Source organism: Streptomyces sp. NPDC059900, assembly GCF_050270335.1.
Lineage (GTDB): Bacteria > Actinomycetota > Actinomycetes > Streptomycetales > Streptomycetaceae > Streptomyces.
The window spans coordinates 2,308-17,051 of sequence record NZ_JBNNJZ010000141.1 but is presented as its reverse complement, the minus strand read 5'-3'; the positions used below and the strand labels follow the sequence as shown (position 1 = coordinate 17,051).

The 14,744-nt window shown below is 72.8% G+C and carries 13 protein-coding genes; 4 read left to right on the top strand and 9 right to left on the bottom strand.

Translation table 11 applies throughout. From position 1 onward, the window contains the following. The 4 genes from ACQKIP_RS20155 to ACQKIP_RS20140 form a co-directional block, all read right to left on the bottom strand. The coding region (locus tag ACQKIP_RS20155) for a carboxylesterase family protein (protein ID WP_427743631.1) at positions 1-582 on the bottom strand (582 nt) is incomplete at its 3' end. After that, positions 579-2,063 (bottom strand): long-chain-fatty-acid--CoA ligase, encoded by a 1,485-nt coding sequence (locus ACQKIP_RS20150; RefSeq protein ID WP_365856734.1) that lies wholly within the window; start codon positions 2,061-2,063, stop codon positions 579-581. The genes ACQKIP_RS20150 and ACQKIP_RS20155, both read right to left, overlap by 4 nt. 145 nt (positions 2,064-2,208) lie before the next feature. After that, positions 2,209-3,414, bottom strand: coding sequence for a PucR family transcriptional regulator (locus tag ACQKIP_RS20145; protein ID WP_365856736.1), 1,206 nt, complete (start codon positions 3,412-3,414; stop codon positions 2,209-2,211). 104 nt (positions 3,415-3,518) lie between these two features. Then, entirely contained in the window at positions 3,519-4,844 is a 1,326-nt protein-coding gene (locus ACQKIP_RS20140; protein WP_365856738.1) for an MFS transporter, read from the bottom strand. A gap of 329 nt (positions 4,845-5,173) precedes the next feature. Between ACQKIP_RS20140 and ACQKIP_RS20135 the strand changes: the two genes are divergently transcribed. Together ACQKIP_RS20135 and ACQKIP_RS20130 are read left to right on the top strand one after the other, a co-directional pair. Then, entirely contained in the window at positions 5,174-5,800 is a 627-nt protein-coding gene (locus tag ACQKIP_RS20135) for a TetR/AcrR family transcriptional regulator (protein WP_365856740.1), read from the top strand. Next, a complete protein-coding gene (locus tag ACQKIP_RS20130; RefSeq protein WP_365856742.1) occupies positions 5,797-6,678 on the top strand; it encodes an alpha/beta fold hydrolase in 882 nt (293 codons plus the stop codon). Before ACQKIP_RS20135 ends, ACQKIP_RS20130 begins: the two co-directional genes overlap by 4 nt. Positions 6,679-6,693: 15 nt before the next feature. On the opposite strand, the gene ACQKIP_RS20125 is transcribed toward ACQKIP_RS20130, so the two are convergent. Beyond that, positions 6,694-7,620, bottom strand: a complete 927-nt coding sequence (locus ACQKIP_RS20125) for a hypothetical protein (protein WP_365856744.1) — start codon at positions 7,618-7,620, stop codon at positions 6,694-6,696. A gap of 175 nt (positions 7,621-7,795) precedes the next feature. Between ACQKIP_RS20125 and ACQKIP_RS20120 the strand changes: the two genes are divergently transcribed. Next, a complete protein-coding gene (locus tag ACQKIP_RS20120) occupies positions 7,796-8,041 on the top strand; it encodes a hypothetical protein (RefSeq protein ID WP_365856746.1) in 246 nt (81 codons plus the stop codon). Between the two features lie 147 nt (positions 8,042-8,188). Here the strand turns inward: ACQKIP_RS20120 and ACQKIP_RS20115 are convergent, their stop codons facing one another. After that, the gene (locus tag ACQKIP_RS20115) at positions 8,189-8,809 is read right to left on the bottom strand and encodes a TetR/AcrR family transcriptional regulator (protein WP_365856748.1); all 621 of its coding nucleotides are present in this window, start codon (positions 8,807-8,809) and stop codon (positions 8,189-8,191) included. Between the two features lie 66 nt (positions 8,810-8,875). Here ACQKIP_RS20115 and ACQKIP_RS20110 point away from each other — a divergent pair, with 66 nt between their 5' ends. Then, positions 8,876-10,489 (top strand): FAD-binding oxidoreductase, encoded by a 1,614-nt coding sequence (locus ACQKIP_RS20110; RefSeq protein WP_365856750.1) that lies wholly within the window; start codon positions 8,876-8,878, stop codon positions 10,487-10,489. A gap of 53 nt (positions 10,490-10,542) precedes the next feature. Here the strand turns inward: ACQKIP_RS20110 and ACQKIP_RS20105 are convergent, their stop codons facing one another. The 3 genes from ACQKIP_RS20105 to ACQKIP_RS20095 form a co-directional block, all read right to left on the bottom strand. Further along, complete coding sequence (locus ACQKIP_RS20105; protein ID WP_365856752.1) at positions 10,543-13,104, bottom strand: ABC transporter permease; 2,562 nt, start codon at positions 13,102-13,104, stop codon at positions 10,543-10,545. A gap of 105 nt (positions 13,105-13,209) precedes the next feature. Then, on the bottom strand, positions 13,210-13,962 hold the full coding sequence (locus ACQKIP_RS20100; protein WP_365857120.1) for an ABC transporter ATP-binding protein: 753 nt from the start codon (positions 13,960-13,962) through the stop codon (positions 13,210-13,212). A gap of 134 nt (positions 13,963-14,096) precedes the next feature. Then, positions 14,097-14,744, bottom strand: a 648-nt coding sequence (locus ACQKIP_RS20095; protein WP_427743625.1) for a sensor histidine kinase, incomplete at its 5' end; no start/stop codon positions are given.

Here is a 14,744-nt window from a genome sequence, read left to right as displayed (position 1 = left end):
CAGCAGGGCGGCGATGCTGATGGCGCCGGCGGACTCGCCGAAGACGGTGACGTTGTCCGGGTCGCCGCCGAAGGCGCGGATGTTGTCGCGCACCCAGGCCAGCGCGGCGATCTGATCGCGCAGGCCGAGGTTGGCCGGGGCGTCGGGAAAGACACCGAATCCTTCGATGCCCAGGCGGTAGTTGAGCGAGACCAGCACGACGCCGTCGCGGGCGAAGGCCCGGCCGTCGTACATGGGCACGGCGGACGAGCCGTTGCGCAGGGCACCGCCGTGGATCCACACCATGACCGGACGGGCGCCGTCGCCGGGCGCGGGAGTCCACACATTGAGGTTGAGGCAGGCGCCGCCGGGGATGTCGGGGTCGGGCAGGATCGCGTCCAGGGGCGGCGAGTAGGGATTCTTGGGGGCGGTGGGTCCGAAGGCGGTGGCCTCCAGGACGTCTTCCCCTGGAGCAACGGGTGCCGGGGGAGCGAAGCGCAGGGGGCCGACGGGGGCGGCGGCGTAGGGGATGCCGCGGAAGACGGCGATGCCGTCCTCGAGGGTGCCGCGCACCGGGCCGGACGTGGTGTCGACGACGCTCACGCGCAGGTCTCCTTCAGCTCGCGCTTGAGGATCTTGCCGCTCGGGCCGAGCGGCAGGTCGTCCAACAGGCGCACGACACGCGGGTACTTGTGCCTGCCCAGATGCTCGCGTGCCCAGGCGACGATGTCCTCGGGCGTGTCGGTGGCGCCGGGGCGCAGGACGACGGCCGCGCAGATCTCCTCGCCCCTGGCCTCGTCGGGCAGGCCAAGGACGCTGACCCGGGCGACGGAAGGATGGCGGGCCAGGGTCTCCTCGACCTCGCGCGGATAGACGTTGAAGCCGCCGCGGATGATGAGGTCCTTCTTGCGGTCGACGATGCTCAGATAGCCGTCGGCGTCATGCCTTCCGAGATCGCCGGTGCGGAACCAGCCGTCGACGACGGCGGCCGCGGTCGCCGCCGGGTCATCGAGGTATCCGGCGAAGATGTTGTGGCCGCGCAGCACCACCTCGCCCACCTCACCGGGTGCGAGCAGGACGATCCGGTCCTCGGCATCGGCATCGGCGACGGCCGCCTCCACGCCCCAGATGGGATGACCGACCGTGCCGGGGCGGCGGCCGGTGGCAAGCTGGTTGAACAGGGCGGCCGGTGAGGTCTCGGTGAGCCCGTAGCCCTCCAGGACGACGGTGCCGAAGGCGGCCTCGAAGCGTTCGAGCAGGGCCGTGGGCAGGGCCGCGCCCCCCGAGACGGCCATCCGGAGGCCGCCGGGGCGGTCTGCGCCGTGCTCTGCCGTCTCGGTCAGGGCGTGGTACATGGTGGGCACGCCCATGAAGACACTCACGCCCTCGGCGGCCATCAGCTCCAGGGCGCCCGGGCCGGTGAACCGTGCGCACAGCACCAGGGCGGACCCGGCGCGCAGGGCGGCGTTCATCGCGCAGGACTGGCCGAAGCTGTGGAACAGCGGCAGGCAGCCCAGGACCACGTCGTCGGGGGTGAGGGCGAACAGGTCCTGGGCGCAGACGCCGGCGTTCAGCACGAGATTGCCGTGGGTGAGCAGGGCGCCCTTGGGGCGGCCGGTGGTGCCGCTGGTGTAGAGGATCACGGCGGTGTCCTGCGCGTCGCGCGGCTCGACGCTCTCCAACGGCTCGCCGTCGGTGGTCACTTCCAGCACGTCGACGCCCGCCTCGGCGGCCGCCTCCTTCGCGACGGCGGCGAGGGGCCCGGCGGTGACGATCGCCCGGCAGCCGCTGTGCCGCAGCACGTAGGCCACTTCGTCGGCCACGAGCAGCGCGTGTACGGGCACGACCGTGCCGCCGGCCGCGAGGATCGCGTAGTAGGCGCGCGGGAAGTCGGCGGTGTTGGGCAGCAGCAGCGCCACCCGGACCCCCGGCCCGACGCCCCGGGCGCGCAGCCGGCCCGCGAAGCGCAGGACGTCCAGCCACAGCGAGCTATAGGAGACGCGGACGTCGCCGTCGACGACCGCGATCCGGTCGGGATGGCGGACGGCGGATTCCTTGAGGATGCTGGCGACGCTCAACTGCACGGTTGCTCCCTTGCGCGTACGAACGGTGGTGTCCGACGGCCTCAGCTTCTGGCACCCCGCGGGCGCGGGGCCATGTGCAAGGGCCCAACGTCACCGTGTCCGCGGTGGGCAGCGGCACCGCGCGCGCCGGGGCGGACGCCCGTGGTCAGCGCTCCAGCTCCAGGGCCCGCAGGGCCAGCGCCCAGCCGAGCCGGGCCTCGCCGGAGTCGGCGGGCCAGCCGGTGAGTTCCGCGACGCGGCTGATGCGGTTGAGGATGGTGTTGCGATGGCAGAACAGGCGCGTGGCGGCGGCGGACGCGGAGCAGCCCGAGTCGAGCCACACGTCAAGGGTTTCCAGGAGCACCGGGCATTCGGCGCCGCTGCGCAGGACCGCGTCGAGGTAGCGCAGCGAAAGCCGGTCGGCGATCTCCGGCTCGGCGCCGAGAGCGGCGTGCACCAGGCGCTCGTCGAGGGAGGCGACCGCGCCGCCGCCCGGCGGGAGCGTGTCCAGGGCGCGCCGGGCCAGCCGCAGCCCCTGGGCGGCGGCGGGCAGCTCCTCGAAGGGCGGTGAAATCCCGGCCCGGCAGACGCCCTGGCCGCGCAGTACGTCGGCCAGCAGGGCGGAGTCGGCCGCCCTGACCCGGACCAGGCCCGCGACCATCTCCGCGCGGGGCCGCCAGAACGACCACATGCCCAGCGATTCCAGGGCGGGGCCGGGATCGGGCGGAGAGCCGGGGTCCAGGGCGTCCTGGGCGATGACGACCACCACGTACCGGCCGTGGCGGGGCACCCCCAGGGCGGTGGCCGCCGCGGAGGCCACCGCGGGGTCGCCGCCCCGGCCGTCGAGAAGGGCCTCGAACAGGGCGCCGCGCCGCGATGTCTCGCGGTGCAGCAGCTCAAGGGTGCGCAGCCGGTAAGCGTCGGCCATCGCGGAGGAGAAGCGGTCGATGGTCTCCCACACCGCGCCGGCCATGTCGCCCACCAGGCGCTGCTGGGCGGGCGAGCGGTCGCGCATCCAGTCGGCCATCGCCTGCCACAGGACCCGGCCGCCGCGCCGGTAGGCCCGCAGGACGGTGTCCAGCGGCATGCCCTGCTCGGCGCGCAGCCGCCCGTTCTCGGCCGCGACCGTCTCGAAGCGGTGATCGGTGGCCATCCCGCCGAACTCGTGCAGGGCCAGCTCCATGTTGCCGCGCAGCACAAGGCGCAGATCCTCGCGGGATACCGGGCTGCCGCTGGCGTAGGTCGTGCTGTGGGCGCAGATGTCGGCCGCCAGCTTGTCGACGAGCCCGTCGATGTCCTCGACCAGCGTCAGGGCCAGCTCGCGGCGCAGCGCCAGCTCCTCGTTCGTGGCGGAGTGCATCGCGGCGTTCATGGCCGAAGGATAGACATCCGCCGCGGTGGCTGAAATCGTGCGGCCGCCCACGCCGCCGGATCGGGCGTTGGGCAGCCGCACAGCAAGCGCCGGCCGGCGCCGGGTCAGTCGGCGACGGCCGCCGGGATCCGGGCGGGCAGGCCCCCGCCCTCGCGGCCCACGGTCCGCTTGAGGAGGGCGGCCAGGGCGATACCGGCCAGGCCCGCGATGACGACGAAGACGAACGGCGTGCGGTCGCTGCCGGTACGCCCCTCGATCAGGCCGAAGACCATCGGGCCGAAGAAGCCGCCCAGCAGCCCGACTGTATTGATGAAGGCCAGGCCCACGGCGGCCATCAGACCTGACATCCGCGACATCGCCACGGACCAGAACAGGGGCAGCGTGCCGGTCAGGAAGAAGTTGGCGGCGAACAGCAGCGCGTAGCGGGCCCCTACGGAGTCGGTGGGCAGATAGGCGCCCATGGCGGCGGTCCCGGCGACGGCGCACAGGACGATGAGCCCGGTGTCGTTGCCGATGCGGCCGTGCAGCCAGGGGAAGAACAGGACTCCGGCGAGGATGGCCACGCCCATGCTGCCGGTGACCAGGCCGATGTTCAGGGAACCCTCGACGCCGAGCCCCTCCACGATGGACGGCAGGTTGAAGCCGATGGCGGAGGTGACGAGCTGGTTCACGAAGTACGTGGCGGCGAGCAGCAGCACCACCGGGCGGCCGAAGGCCAGCTTGAAGTTGCCGCGCAGCCGGTGCGGCGAGGGCTCGCTGCCCGCGGCGCGCCCGGAGAGGGCGGTGGCCTCCTCCGGCGAGAGCCAGCGGGCGTCCTGCGGGCGGCTGGGCAGGGCGATCCACACCAGGGCGCCGACGGCGACGGTCACCAGGCCCTCGACCAGGAACATCCACTGCCATCCCTGGAGCCCGGCGACACCGTCGAGTGCCATGAGTCCGCCGCCGGCCGGGGCGCCCAGGATGGTCGCGGCCGCGGGCGCGGTGTAGATGAGGCCGACGACCTTGACGCGGTGTTCCTGGGAGAACCAGAGCGTGACGGTGTACATCAGCGCCGGGTACAGGCCCGCCTCGGCGGCGCCGAGGGCGAACCGCAGGGCGTAGAAGGAGGCCTCGCCCTGGACGAACATCATGGCCGCCGACACCAGACCCCAGGTGACCGCGATGCGCGCGATCCAGGCCCGCGCCCCCACCCGGTAGAGCACCAGGTTGCTGGGCACTTCCAGGAGCGCGTAACTGATGAAGAAGACACCCGCGCCGAGCCCGTACGCGGCGGCGCTGACGCCGATGTCGGCCTCCAGCTGCGTCTTGGCCAGTGCGACGTTCGTGCGGTCCACGTACGACATGAAGTACGCCAGACCGAGCAGCGGCAGCAGCCGGCGCATCGCCCTGCGGGTCGCGATCGAGTGGACCGCTTCGGAGGGTGTGGGCATGGGAGTCCTTCCCGCGGGCGCGGACGCGCGCAGCAGGCCGTGAGGGCGGGGAAGCGGTGCGCACGCCGCCGCTCAGCGGTTGCGGGGGTGCGTCGCTCGTGGACGTTCAGCTTCGGGGACGGTCGAACGCCCCGGCCATGTGCAGGTGCCCACCATGCGCGGCGGCCGGATGGGCACCGGCACGCCGCGGCCCGCCCCCACCCCGGGACCCTCTTCGCTCTGTCCCGCTGCTTGCCTGCCTCCGGGCGCCTCCCTAACTTGGAGAGGTCTCTAAGTTGGGGAAGCCTCAAAGTCAGAGAAGTCTCTGGGGCACCAGGGGCGGAGTGGGGATGCCGGTGACCGGTGACGGATTACGCGAGCGGCACAAGGCGCAGCGACGTGCGCGCATCCTGGACGCCCTGCGTGAACTCCTGCGGGAGAGCCCGGAGTCGGCGGTCGGCGTCGAGCGGATCGCCGAGCGTGCGGGGGTCGCTCCGGCCACCGTCTACAACCTGATCGGGTCGCGCGAGCGGATCTGGCAGGCACTTGCGGCCGGGTTCACGGCGGACCTCGAGCACCGCCTGTCCGGCCTCGGGGCCGGTGACCCGCACGTCGTCGTCCGTACGACGGTGCACCTGTTCGTCGGCGATCCGGTGGTGTCACGCCGCATGGTGCGTGCCTGGCAGCACAGCGGTCTCGCGCTCGACCACGGTCCGCTCAGCCGGCTGCGCGCGGCGATGGGGGAGGCGCAGGCCCGGGGCCTGTTGCGGACGGATGTCGACACGGACGCGCTGGCCGCGGTTGTCGGCGCCGCGTGTGTGGGCGCGCTGCACCAGTGGGTGGCTGCCCTCATCGACGACGACCGGTTCTTGTCGCACGCGCTGTTCGCGCTGGACGTCGCGCTGGCCGCGGCGGCTGCGGATCCCTGCCGCGAGAAGCTGCTCGCGCCCTTGCGCCGTCCGGGGGCAGGGCGGTGACCGTGGTGCGGCGGGAACGGCGCACCTTCGCGGGTGCCGACGGGGTGGTGCTCGCGGCGGACGTATGGGGCGAGGCGACCTGGCCCACAGCGGTCCTGCTGCACGGCGGCGGTCAGACACGGCACGCCTGGAGCCGCACCGGCCCGCGGCTGGCCGCACTGGGATGGCACGTCATCGCCCCGGATCTGCGCGGGCACGGGCACAGCGGATGGCCGGCCGCCGACCACGGCTACGACCTCGGCCTGTTCGCGGACGACGTGCGCGCGCTGGTCGCCGAACTCGGCGGCCGACCTGTGCTCATCGGCGCTTCGCTGGGCGGATTGAGTGCGCTGCTGGCCGCCGGGGAAGCACCGAGAGCCGCGGCGCGCGCTCTCGTACTGGTCGATGTCGCCCATCGGCCCGATCCCCGTGGGTTTCGCCGTATCGCGGAGTTCATGCGCCGCGCCCCGGAAGGCTTCGCCAGCGTGGAGGATGCGGTCGCGGCCGCCCGCGCCCACCTGCCGCAGCGCTCCCGTCCGGCGGACTCCGGCGCAGGCGCTGGCTCCGGCTCTTCGGGAATGGCGCACAACTTGCGGCGTCAGGGCGATCGGTGGGTCTGGCACTGGGATCCCCGGATGCTCGCCGCCTTCGAGGACCGGATGGATCCGCCGGGCATGGCGGACCGCCTGCTGGCGGCCGGGCGCCGCGCAGCCGTGCCGATCCTGCTCGTCCGCGGCCGGCTCAGCGACGTGCTGCGCGAGGACATCGCCGAGCAGTTCTGCGACCGGGTCCCCCGTGCGCGGCGCGTGGACGTGGCCGGTGCGGGACACATGGTGGCCGGCGACCGGAACGATCATTTCGTCGACGCCATCGTTCCGTTCCTCGCGGACATCAGATGAGACATCAGATGAGTTCTACCCGCGCCCGCCGAAGCGCGAGGCGACGGCCTGTTCCAGGGACAGGCCGTCGGCTCCGTCCTCCGGTTCGAGGAAGGCGTGGATGACGGCGAGGGTGATGGTGCCGGTCAGGGAGCGCCGGCGAGCGTCGTCCACGACACCGGAGGCCGGATCGCCCAGGGCGCGCAGCGTCACGCCGTCGTTGGCCGCCGAGAGCGCGTCGGCCAGGTCGTCCAGGGTGAGCCCCGGGCGCAGGCGCAGACCGCGCTCCCGCAGCACCGCGGCGTACAGCTCCTTCCACGAGCCCAGGTAGGCGGCGTAGATGCCGGAGGTGATCCGTGCGATCTCCTCGTCGGCGTCGGCCACCGTCATCAGGGCCAGACCAAGACGTACGGAGGGCAGGTCCATCCCCTCCGTGGTGTGCCGGTGGGCGATGTCGTGGACGGCGCGCACGAAGTCGCGGCCGTCGCGCCCGTGCACAAGGCGCCTGGTGTTCGCGTCGCGGTGGGTGCGGAACTCCGGGCGGTAGTTCTCCTTCCACACCGCGAAGTTGATCAGATCGACGATGAAGTTCGAGTACGGCGTCCAGCGGTCCCGCAGCAATCCGGCGCCATCTCCGTGCCGGTCGAACGGCGCGGGGTTGTGACCGAATGCCTCGGCCACGCCGCGCTGCGACAACGGGCCGAGCAGCAGGCTCTTGCTGGTGACCGGCCGCTCGGCGCACGGCCCGAAGTGCTGTTCGAGCAGCCGCATCCCGGCGGCCAGGAGCGATGCCGTCACACGGTGGTTCGCCAGCCGGGCGCGACCCCAGACGGTTCGCCGGTTCAGGCGCGGCAGGATCCCCGACAGGTCCTGGTTGTAGGGGAAGGGCAGGTCCCGCTTCCTGCGGTGCGTGCGCGGCTCGTGCTGGTCGTCCGGGGCATCGCTGTCGTCCCTGTTCTTCATGCGCGCATGCTCTCGGCCGTGCTCAAGGCCAACAACCCCCCGGGTGCGTGGAGGTGGCAGGTGCGCGCCTCGCGCCTGGCAACTCCACGCTCCTGCGGGGCATCGGAGCGCGGGCAAGGGCGGTACACCGGGCAGCTCACCTCCCTCGTAGGAATCGTAGAAGGGCGGGACGACGATGCTCGCTTCCAGTACCGGCTGGGCCCTGTGGCTCCTGGCCTGCGCGGCCGTGAGCCGCGCCCTGACGCGGCTGCTCCTGGGGCTTCTCGCCGCACACGCGACCCGCAAGGCGCTCAGTCAGTCGGGCGTGCCGCAAGGGGAGCCGAAAGCGGCGGAGCGACTGCGCGCCCACCGCCTGGCGGTCCTGCTCACCCTCCTGAACGGGCTCAAGACCTCCGGTCTCGCACGTCGGCCACGCCGATGAGCCCGGGGCCGGTGCCGGCAAGGAGGGGCGCAGGGGGTGAACGAGGAATGATGGCCATATCGAGTGACTTGACCCTCATCCCTCAACCTCAGCTTTAGCGTGAGTGTTGGCGGTGCTGCCGTGGTCCGCACCCTGGCCCGCTCCGGTTCAGCCTTCGGGGCCGAGCCTGGCGACGATCCGTGCGAAGCGGGCCGTCATCTGGGCGGCGTTCTGCTCGGGATGGTGGCGCCACCAGGCGACCGCGGCGCTCACCGTCCCGTACCAGAGATGTGTGGCGAGGTCGGCGTCGAGCGGGTCGTCGGCCGGGGCGGAACGGAGGAACTCGCCCACGCCGACCGCGCCCAGACGGTTGAGCTCGCGCCGGTAGACGGTGGCCGCCGCGTGGAGTTCGCCCTCTGCCGGAAGCGTGGTGTCGTAGACCAACTCCCAGTCGTGCAGCCGCGACTCAAGAGTGTGGAAGACGGCCGCGAGCGTGCGCGCGGCGCGCGTGAGGTCCGAGGGGCCTTCCTGCGCGTTGTCCACGGCGGTCACCAGGCGCGTCCCCGCGTGCTTCAGGCAGGTCAGGTAGAGGCCGTCCTTGGAGCCGAAGTACTCGTAGATCATGGGCTTGGTGATGCCGGCCCGCGCCGCCACCCGTGCGGTCGACCCGCGCGCGTAGCCCTGCCTGCCGAACTCGTCGGCCGCCGCGTCCAGGATCAGCCGTTCCCGCTCCTTGCGCGGCATTCCCTTGGTGCCGACGCCGCGCGTGCCCGCCTCTTGCTTGCCCATGTCCGTACCCTATGCCAAGGTGACCGCCAGGTAACTTACCCTGCGTTCAGATGGGCGGTGCGGGCCATGAAGGGCAAGACGCGTTCGTGGTGGGGCTGGGGAAACGTCGAGGACGCGGTAGCCGGAACGGAAGGCGAGGAGCTCACCCGCCGCACCGCAAGAATGCTGCCGAACGCGGACCTGACCGTCCACGAGGCCCCTGCGCTCGAGGTGTTCGGCGTGGGAGCGAGCAGGATCAAGGCGCCCGATGCCCTGTCCGCGCTCGTCTCCGCGGACGTGCGCGACCGTCTGGCGCACAGTCACGGGCAGGCCTTCCGCGATGTCGTACGGGCCCTGCTCGGCCGGCTGCCCCACGTGCCCGACCTCGTGGTACGCCCGACCTCGGAGAGCGAGGTCGTCCATGTGCTCGACTGGTGCCACGAGGCGAACATCGCGGTCATACCCTTCGGCGGCGGCTCCTCGGTGGTGGGCGGCGTCGAGCCCCGGGTGGGCGATCAGTACACCGGAGCGGTCAGCCTCGACCTCACGTCGATGGATCAGGTGCTCGAGGTCGACGCCACCAGCCGGGCCGCCCTCGTCCAGGCCGGTGTCCTGGGCCCGCACCTGGAGGAGCAACTGCGGCCCCGGGGATACACCCTGCGGTTCTTCCCCCAGTCCTTCGAGTTCTCCAGTCTCGGCGGCTGGCTGGCCACCCGGGCCGGCGGCCACTTCGCCACCCATCTCACCCACATCGACGACCTCACCGAATCACTGCGGGTCGTCACACCCTCCGGCATCGTCGAATCGCGCCGCCTGCCCGGCTCGGGCGCGGGACCCTCACCTGACCGCATGTTCCTCGGCTCCGAGGGCTCGCTCGGTGTGATCACCCGGGCCTGGGTGCGCCTGCAGGACCGGCCGCGGTGGCGGGCGGGCGCCTCGGTCGCCTTCGCGCAGTACGACGCGGGCGTGCGAGCGGTGCGCGCCCTGTCCCAGTCGGGCCTCAACCCGGCCAACTGCCGCCTCCTCGACCCCATGGAGGCCCTGATCAACGCGGGCTCCGCGACCGCCGTCCTGGTCCTCGGCTTCGAATCCGCGGACCACCCCGTCGACGCCTGGATGGACCGCGCGCTGGAACTGTGCCGTGACCACGGCGGAACCCTGGACGAGCCGGCGCGCTACACCGAAAGCACCGGCCGGGCCGCGCGCACCGCGGCCGCCGACGCCTGGCGCTCCTCGTTCGTGCGGATGCCCTACCAGCGGGACGCTCTGGCCGCCCGGGGCATGATCGTGGAAACCTTCGAGACGGCCTGCACCTGGGACCGCTTCGACGCCGTGCGCGCCGCCGTCGACGACGCCGCCAGGGACGCCATGCGCCAGGTGGGCGCGGAGGGCGTGGTGACCTGCCGGTTCACCCACGTCTACCCGGACGGCCCCGCGCCGTACTTCGGCATCTATGCCGCGGGCCGGTGGGGCCGGACCGTCGAGCAGTGGGACGAGATCAAGCACGCCGTCTCCGGGGCGCTCATCGCGGCGGGCGCCACCATCACCCACCACCACGCGGTGGGCCGCGACCACCGGCCCTGGTACGACCAGCAGTGCCCCGATCTCTTCGCCGCCGCCCTGCGGGCCGGCAAGAAGGTCCTCGACCCGGCCGGGATCCTCAACCCCGGCGCGGTGCTGGATCCGCTGCCCACTGCCTGACGCGCGCATTGCCTGACACGCGCAGGGTCCCTCCGGCCCGCAGGCGCGCCGCCTCAGCCCTCCGAGACGGCCTCCAGCGGGCTGAGCGCAGCCGCCCGGCGGGCCGGCAGCGCGGCCGCGAGCGTGCCGATCGCCAGGGATGCCAGGCATACGAGCACCAGCGTGCCCCACGGCAGGGACAGTGCGTACTGCTCCATCGCCCCGTTGGCCAGCGCGCCGACCGCCCATGCCCCGAACACCCCGCCCGCCAGGCCGAGCAGGGTGCCGAACGCGGCCACGGTCACCGCCTCCAGGCGGATCATCCGCCGGATCGCGGAGCGGCCCATGCCGATGGCACGCAGGACACCGATCTCGCGGGTGCGCTCGGCGACCGATATGGCCAGGGTGTTCACGATGCCCAGCGCGGAGATCACGACCCCGATGGCCAGCAGCCCGTACATCAGCGTCAGCAGGTTGCCCACGGCGCCGGCCGCCTCGCGTACGAGTTCCTCGCGGTCCTGCACCTTCAGCAGCGGGCTGTTGCCGACGGCGCTACGCAGCTGCTCTTGGGTGCGTGCGGTCGCGCCGTCCTCGGTGCGGACCAGAATGCGCTGCACGGAGCCCGGCTTGTAGCTGTGGTGCTGGACTTCGCCGCGGGCGCCCAGCGCGTCGTGCGCGGTGGGGTTGTCCCGGTAGATGCCCGCCACGGTGTACGGCCCGGCCTTCTGGGCGCGGCCCATGGAAGCGGTGAGTTTGCCGCCCGCGCTCACGCCGAGTTCGCGGGCCAGGGTGGCGGAGAGGGCGATGCGGCCCGGCCCGAGGTTCTTGAGGGAGCCGCTGACGAAGTCGAGCTTCATGGTGGCGTCGGCGTCCTGCGGGTCGACGCCGGAGATCTCCTGGACGCGTCCGCCGGCGAACAGCGTGGAGTCGGAGACCGCGGCCGCGGACCGCACCCCGGGGGTGTCGGCGACCCGCCGCACGGCGGCCTGGTCGATGCCGGTCGTGGGCGTGCGGGTGCCGATGACGTAGTCGGCGCCGAGACCGGCTGCGGTCTGCCGGTCAAGGGCCTGCCCGGTGGAGTTGCCGATGACGGCGAGCCCGGCGACCAGCGCCGTACTGATCATCAAAGTGGCGGCGGTGGCGGCGGTCCGCCGCGGATCGCGCAGCGCGTTCTCGCGGGCGAGGTGGCCGATGACGCCGAAGCGTCCGGTGAGGCGTCCGGACAGGCGGATCACCGGGGCGGCGAGCAGCGGCGCCAGGACGATCAGAGCGGCGACCAGGACGGCGCATCCGAGCAGCGCGCTCTGCAGGTTCTCCTCCGAGGCGTCCTCGGCCCCGGTGAGCGAGATGAGCAGTCCGGCCCCGAGGGCCAGGAGGGCGAGCCCCAGCACCCCGCGCCGGCGGGATCGCGCGGCAGACGGCGGCTGCTCGGCCACCCGCATCGCCTCGACGGGGGCGACCTTGGCCGCCTTGCGCGAGGGCAGCCAGGCGGCCAGGACGGTCACGCCCACCCCCACGCCGAGCGCCGCGAGGACGGGACGCGCCCCGATCACCAGGGGCCCGTCGGGCAGGGTGTCCCCGCCGGCGCCCAAGACGTCCGGGAGTACGGCGGCGATGCCCAGGCCGAGCAGGAAACCGGCCGCCGACGCGGCAAGGCCGATCAGCAGGGCCTCCAGGAGAAGGGAGCGGACCACCTGGCGGCGCCCGGCACCGATCGCCCGCAGCAGCGCGATCTCCCGGATGCGCCGGGACACGAGCATGGTGAAGGTGTTGACGACCAGGAACGAGCCGATGAACAGCGAGACCCCGGCGAAGATCATGGGCATCTTCTCGTAGCCGCGGGTCATGGTGTCGATGTTCGTCGCCTGCTGGGCGGCCTGCGCGCTGCCGGTGATGGCCTCGGCCCGGTCGGCCGGCAGTACGGCTTCGATCCGCCGGGACAGCTCGAAGGGGTCGGTGCCGGCGGCGGCGGACACATCGATGCCGGTGTAGTGGCCGGGAGAGGCGAACAGCCGCTGGGCGCCGGCCTTGTCGAACAGGGCGAGGGTGCCGCCGGCCGTCACCCGCGTGTCCTTCGTGCTGACGATGCCGACAAGTCGCTTTTTCATGACCGGGCCGTCGGTGGCCACCGTGACCAGGTCACCCGGGCGCAGGTGCCCGGCGGCTGCCGTCCCGCGGTCCAGGGCCAACTCGCCGCTGCCGCGCGGGGCACGGCCGTCGAGCAGGGGATAGCGGCTGTCCTTGCCGTCCGTGCCCGGTACGTAGGCCGCGCCCAGGTTGGCCCATGCCTTGCCGGTCCGCAGCGGGGTGCCGTCCGCCGCGTTCAGGACGGCCGAGCCGTCGGCCGTGGGGCGTACGGCGGCGACACCGGGCACCCGCGCCACTTTCCTGACCAGGGCGTCGTCCAGCGCGGGGGAGCGCTGGTCGACGGCTGTTCCCGGCGGCGGGTCCTTCGGGGTGACGCTGACGGCGATGCCGGCGAAGTTCTGCGTGGCGGCGGCGCGGTAGGCCGCGGCCGAGGAGTCGGCGAAGACGAGGGTGCCGCTGACGAAGGCGACACCCAGGCAGATGGCGAGGACGGTCATGGCCAGGCGGGCCTTGTGCGCGAAGACGTTGCGCAAAGAGGTCCGGAACATGCGGGGCGGATCCTGGGAGGCGGGCGCGACGGGCGCGAGCGGATGGCGGGTGGGGTGCGGGCCGGGCAGGGGAGTCCTGGTGCGGTCGGCCGGGGTGAGGGCGCGTCAGCTGGTGCGCGGGCCGGAGTCGAGCGTCTTCATCAAGTCCAGGACGCGCTCCGGAGTGGGGTCGGCCATCTCGTCGACGAGGCGGCCGTCGGCCAGGAAGACCACACGGTCCGCATAGCCGGCGGCGACCGGGTCATGGGTGACCACGACGACGCTCTGGCCCAGCTCGCGCACCGAATCACGCAGGAAGCCGAGCACCTGGGCCCCGGCCCGCGAGTCGAGGTTGCCGGTGGGTTCGTCGCCGAAGATGATCCCCGGCCGGGACGCCAGGGCGCGGGCCACCGCCACCCGCTGCTGCTGCCCGCCGGACAGCTGCCCGGGACGATGGCCGAGCCGGTCCGAGAGACCGACCATGGACACCACGCGCCGCAGCCACTGCTCGTCGGGGCGGCGGCCCGCGATGCTCAGCGGCAGCGTGATGTTCTCCAGGGCCGTCAGGGTCGGCAGCAGATTGAACGCCTGGAAGATGAAGCCGATCCGGTCCCGGCGCAGCTCCGTCAGCTGCCGGTCGTTCAGCGTGCTCAGCTCGGTGGTGCCGATGCGTACGGAGCCGGAACTGACGGAGTCGAGTCCGGCGGCGCAGTGCATCAAGGTGGATTTGCCGGAGCCCGACGGGCCCATGATGGCGGTGAACTCGCCCTCCCGGAAGGCGATGCTGACCCGGTCAAGGGCCGTCACGCGGGTGTCGCCGCTGCCGTAGACCTTCGACAGGTCGGTGGTGGCGGCCGCGATCCCGGTGCTCGCGTGCAGGTCGTGCGGGGCGAATCCGTGCGGGGCAAAGGGTCCGGCGGTCACAGGAAGACTCCTCTTCGGTGCGGAAGGTGCACGTCGAAGGGTGTCCGGGGAGTGTGTCGGCGCCTGAGCCGTGAGGTATCGGTGGCCGCTCAAAGGTGCGGCGGTCGTGAGCGCTGCGCGGTGGCCGCGGGCAGGCGCAAGGTGGCGAGGGCGCCGCCGTCCGGAGCGTTGTCCAGGTGCAGTTCGGCGCCGAGCAGCCGGGCCTGGCCCAGCGCGATGGTCAGCCCCAGACCGTGCCCCGATCCGCGCTCTGCCGCGCCGGTGTGGAAGCGCCGCGGCCCCTCGCGCAGGACGTCGGGGGGAAAGCCGGGCCCGTGATCGCGTACGACGACGGTGTGCCCTTCGACGGTGACCTGCACGGGAGCCCTGCCGTGCCGGTGGGCGTTGACGACGAGGTTGCCGATGATGCGCTCCAGACGGCGCGGGTCGGTCTCCACCGTCCGGGCCTGGTGCCCCTGGAGGGAGGCGGCCGGGGGATCGCCGGTGACGGTGACCGAGGTGTCCAGGCCGGTGCGCACCACCGCTTCGCGGACTACCGCGCCGAGCGGGACGTGGGCGCGCACCGGCTGTTCGGCGCCCGCGTCGAGGCGCGAGATCTCCAGGAGATCCTCGACCAGGCCGCGCAGATCGCGCACTCTGGCCCGCAGCAGATCCTCCGTCTCACCCGCGGGCAGCAGATCGGCGGCGGCCAGCAGACCGCCGACCGGGGTGCGCAGTTCGAGGGCCACGTCCGCGGT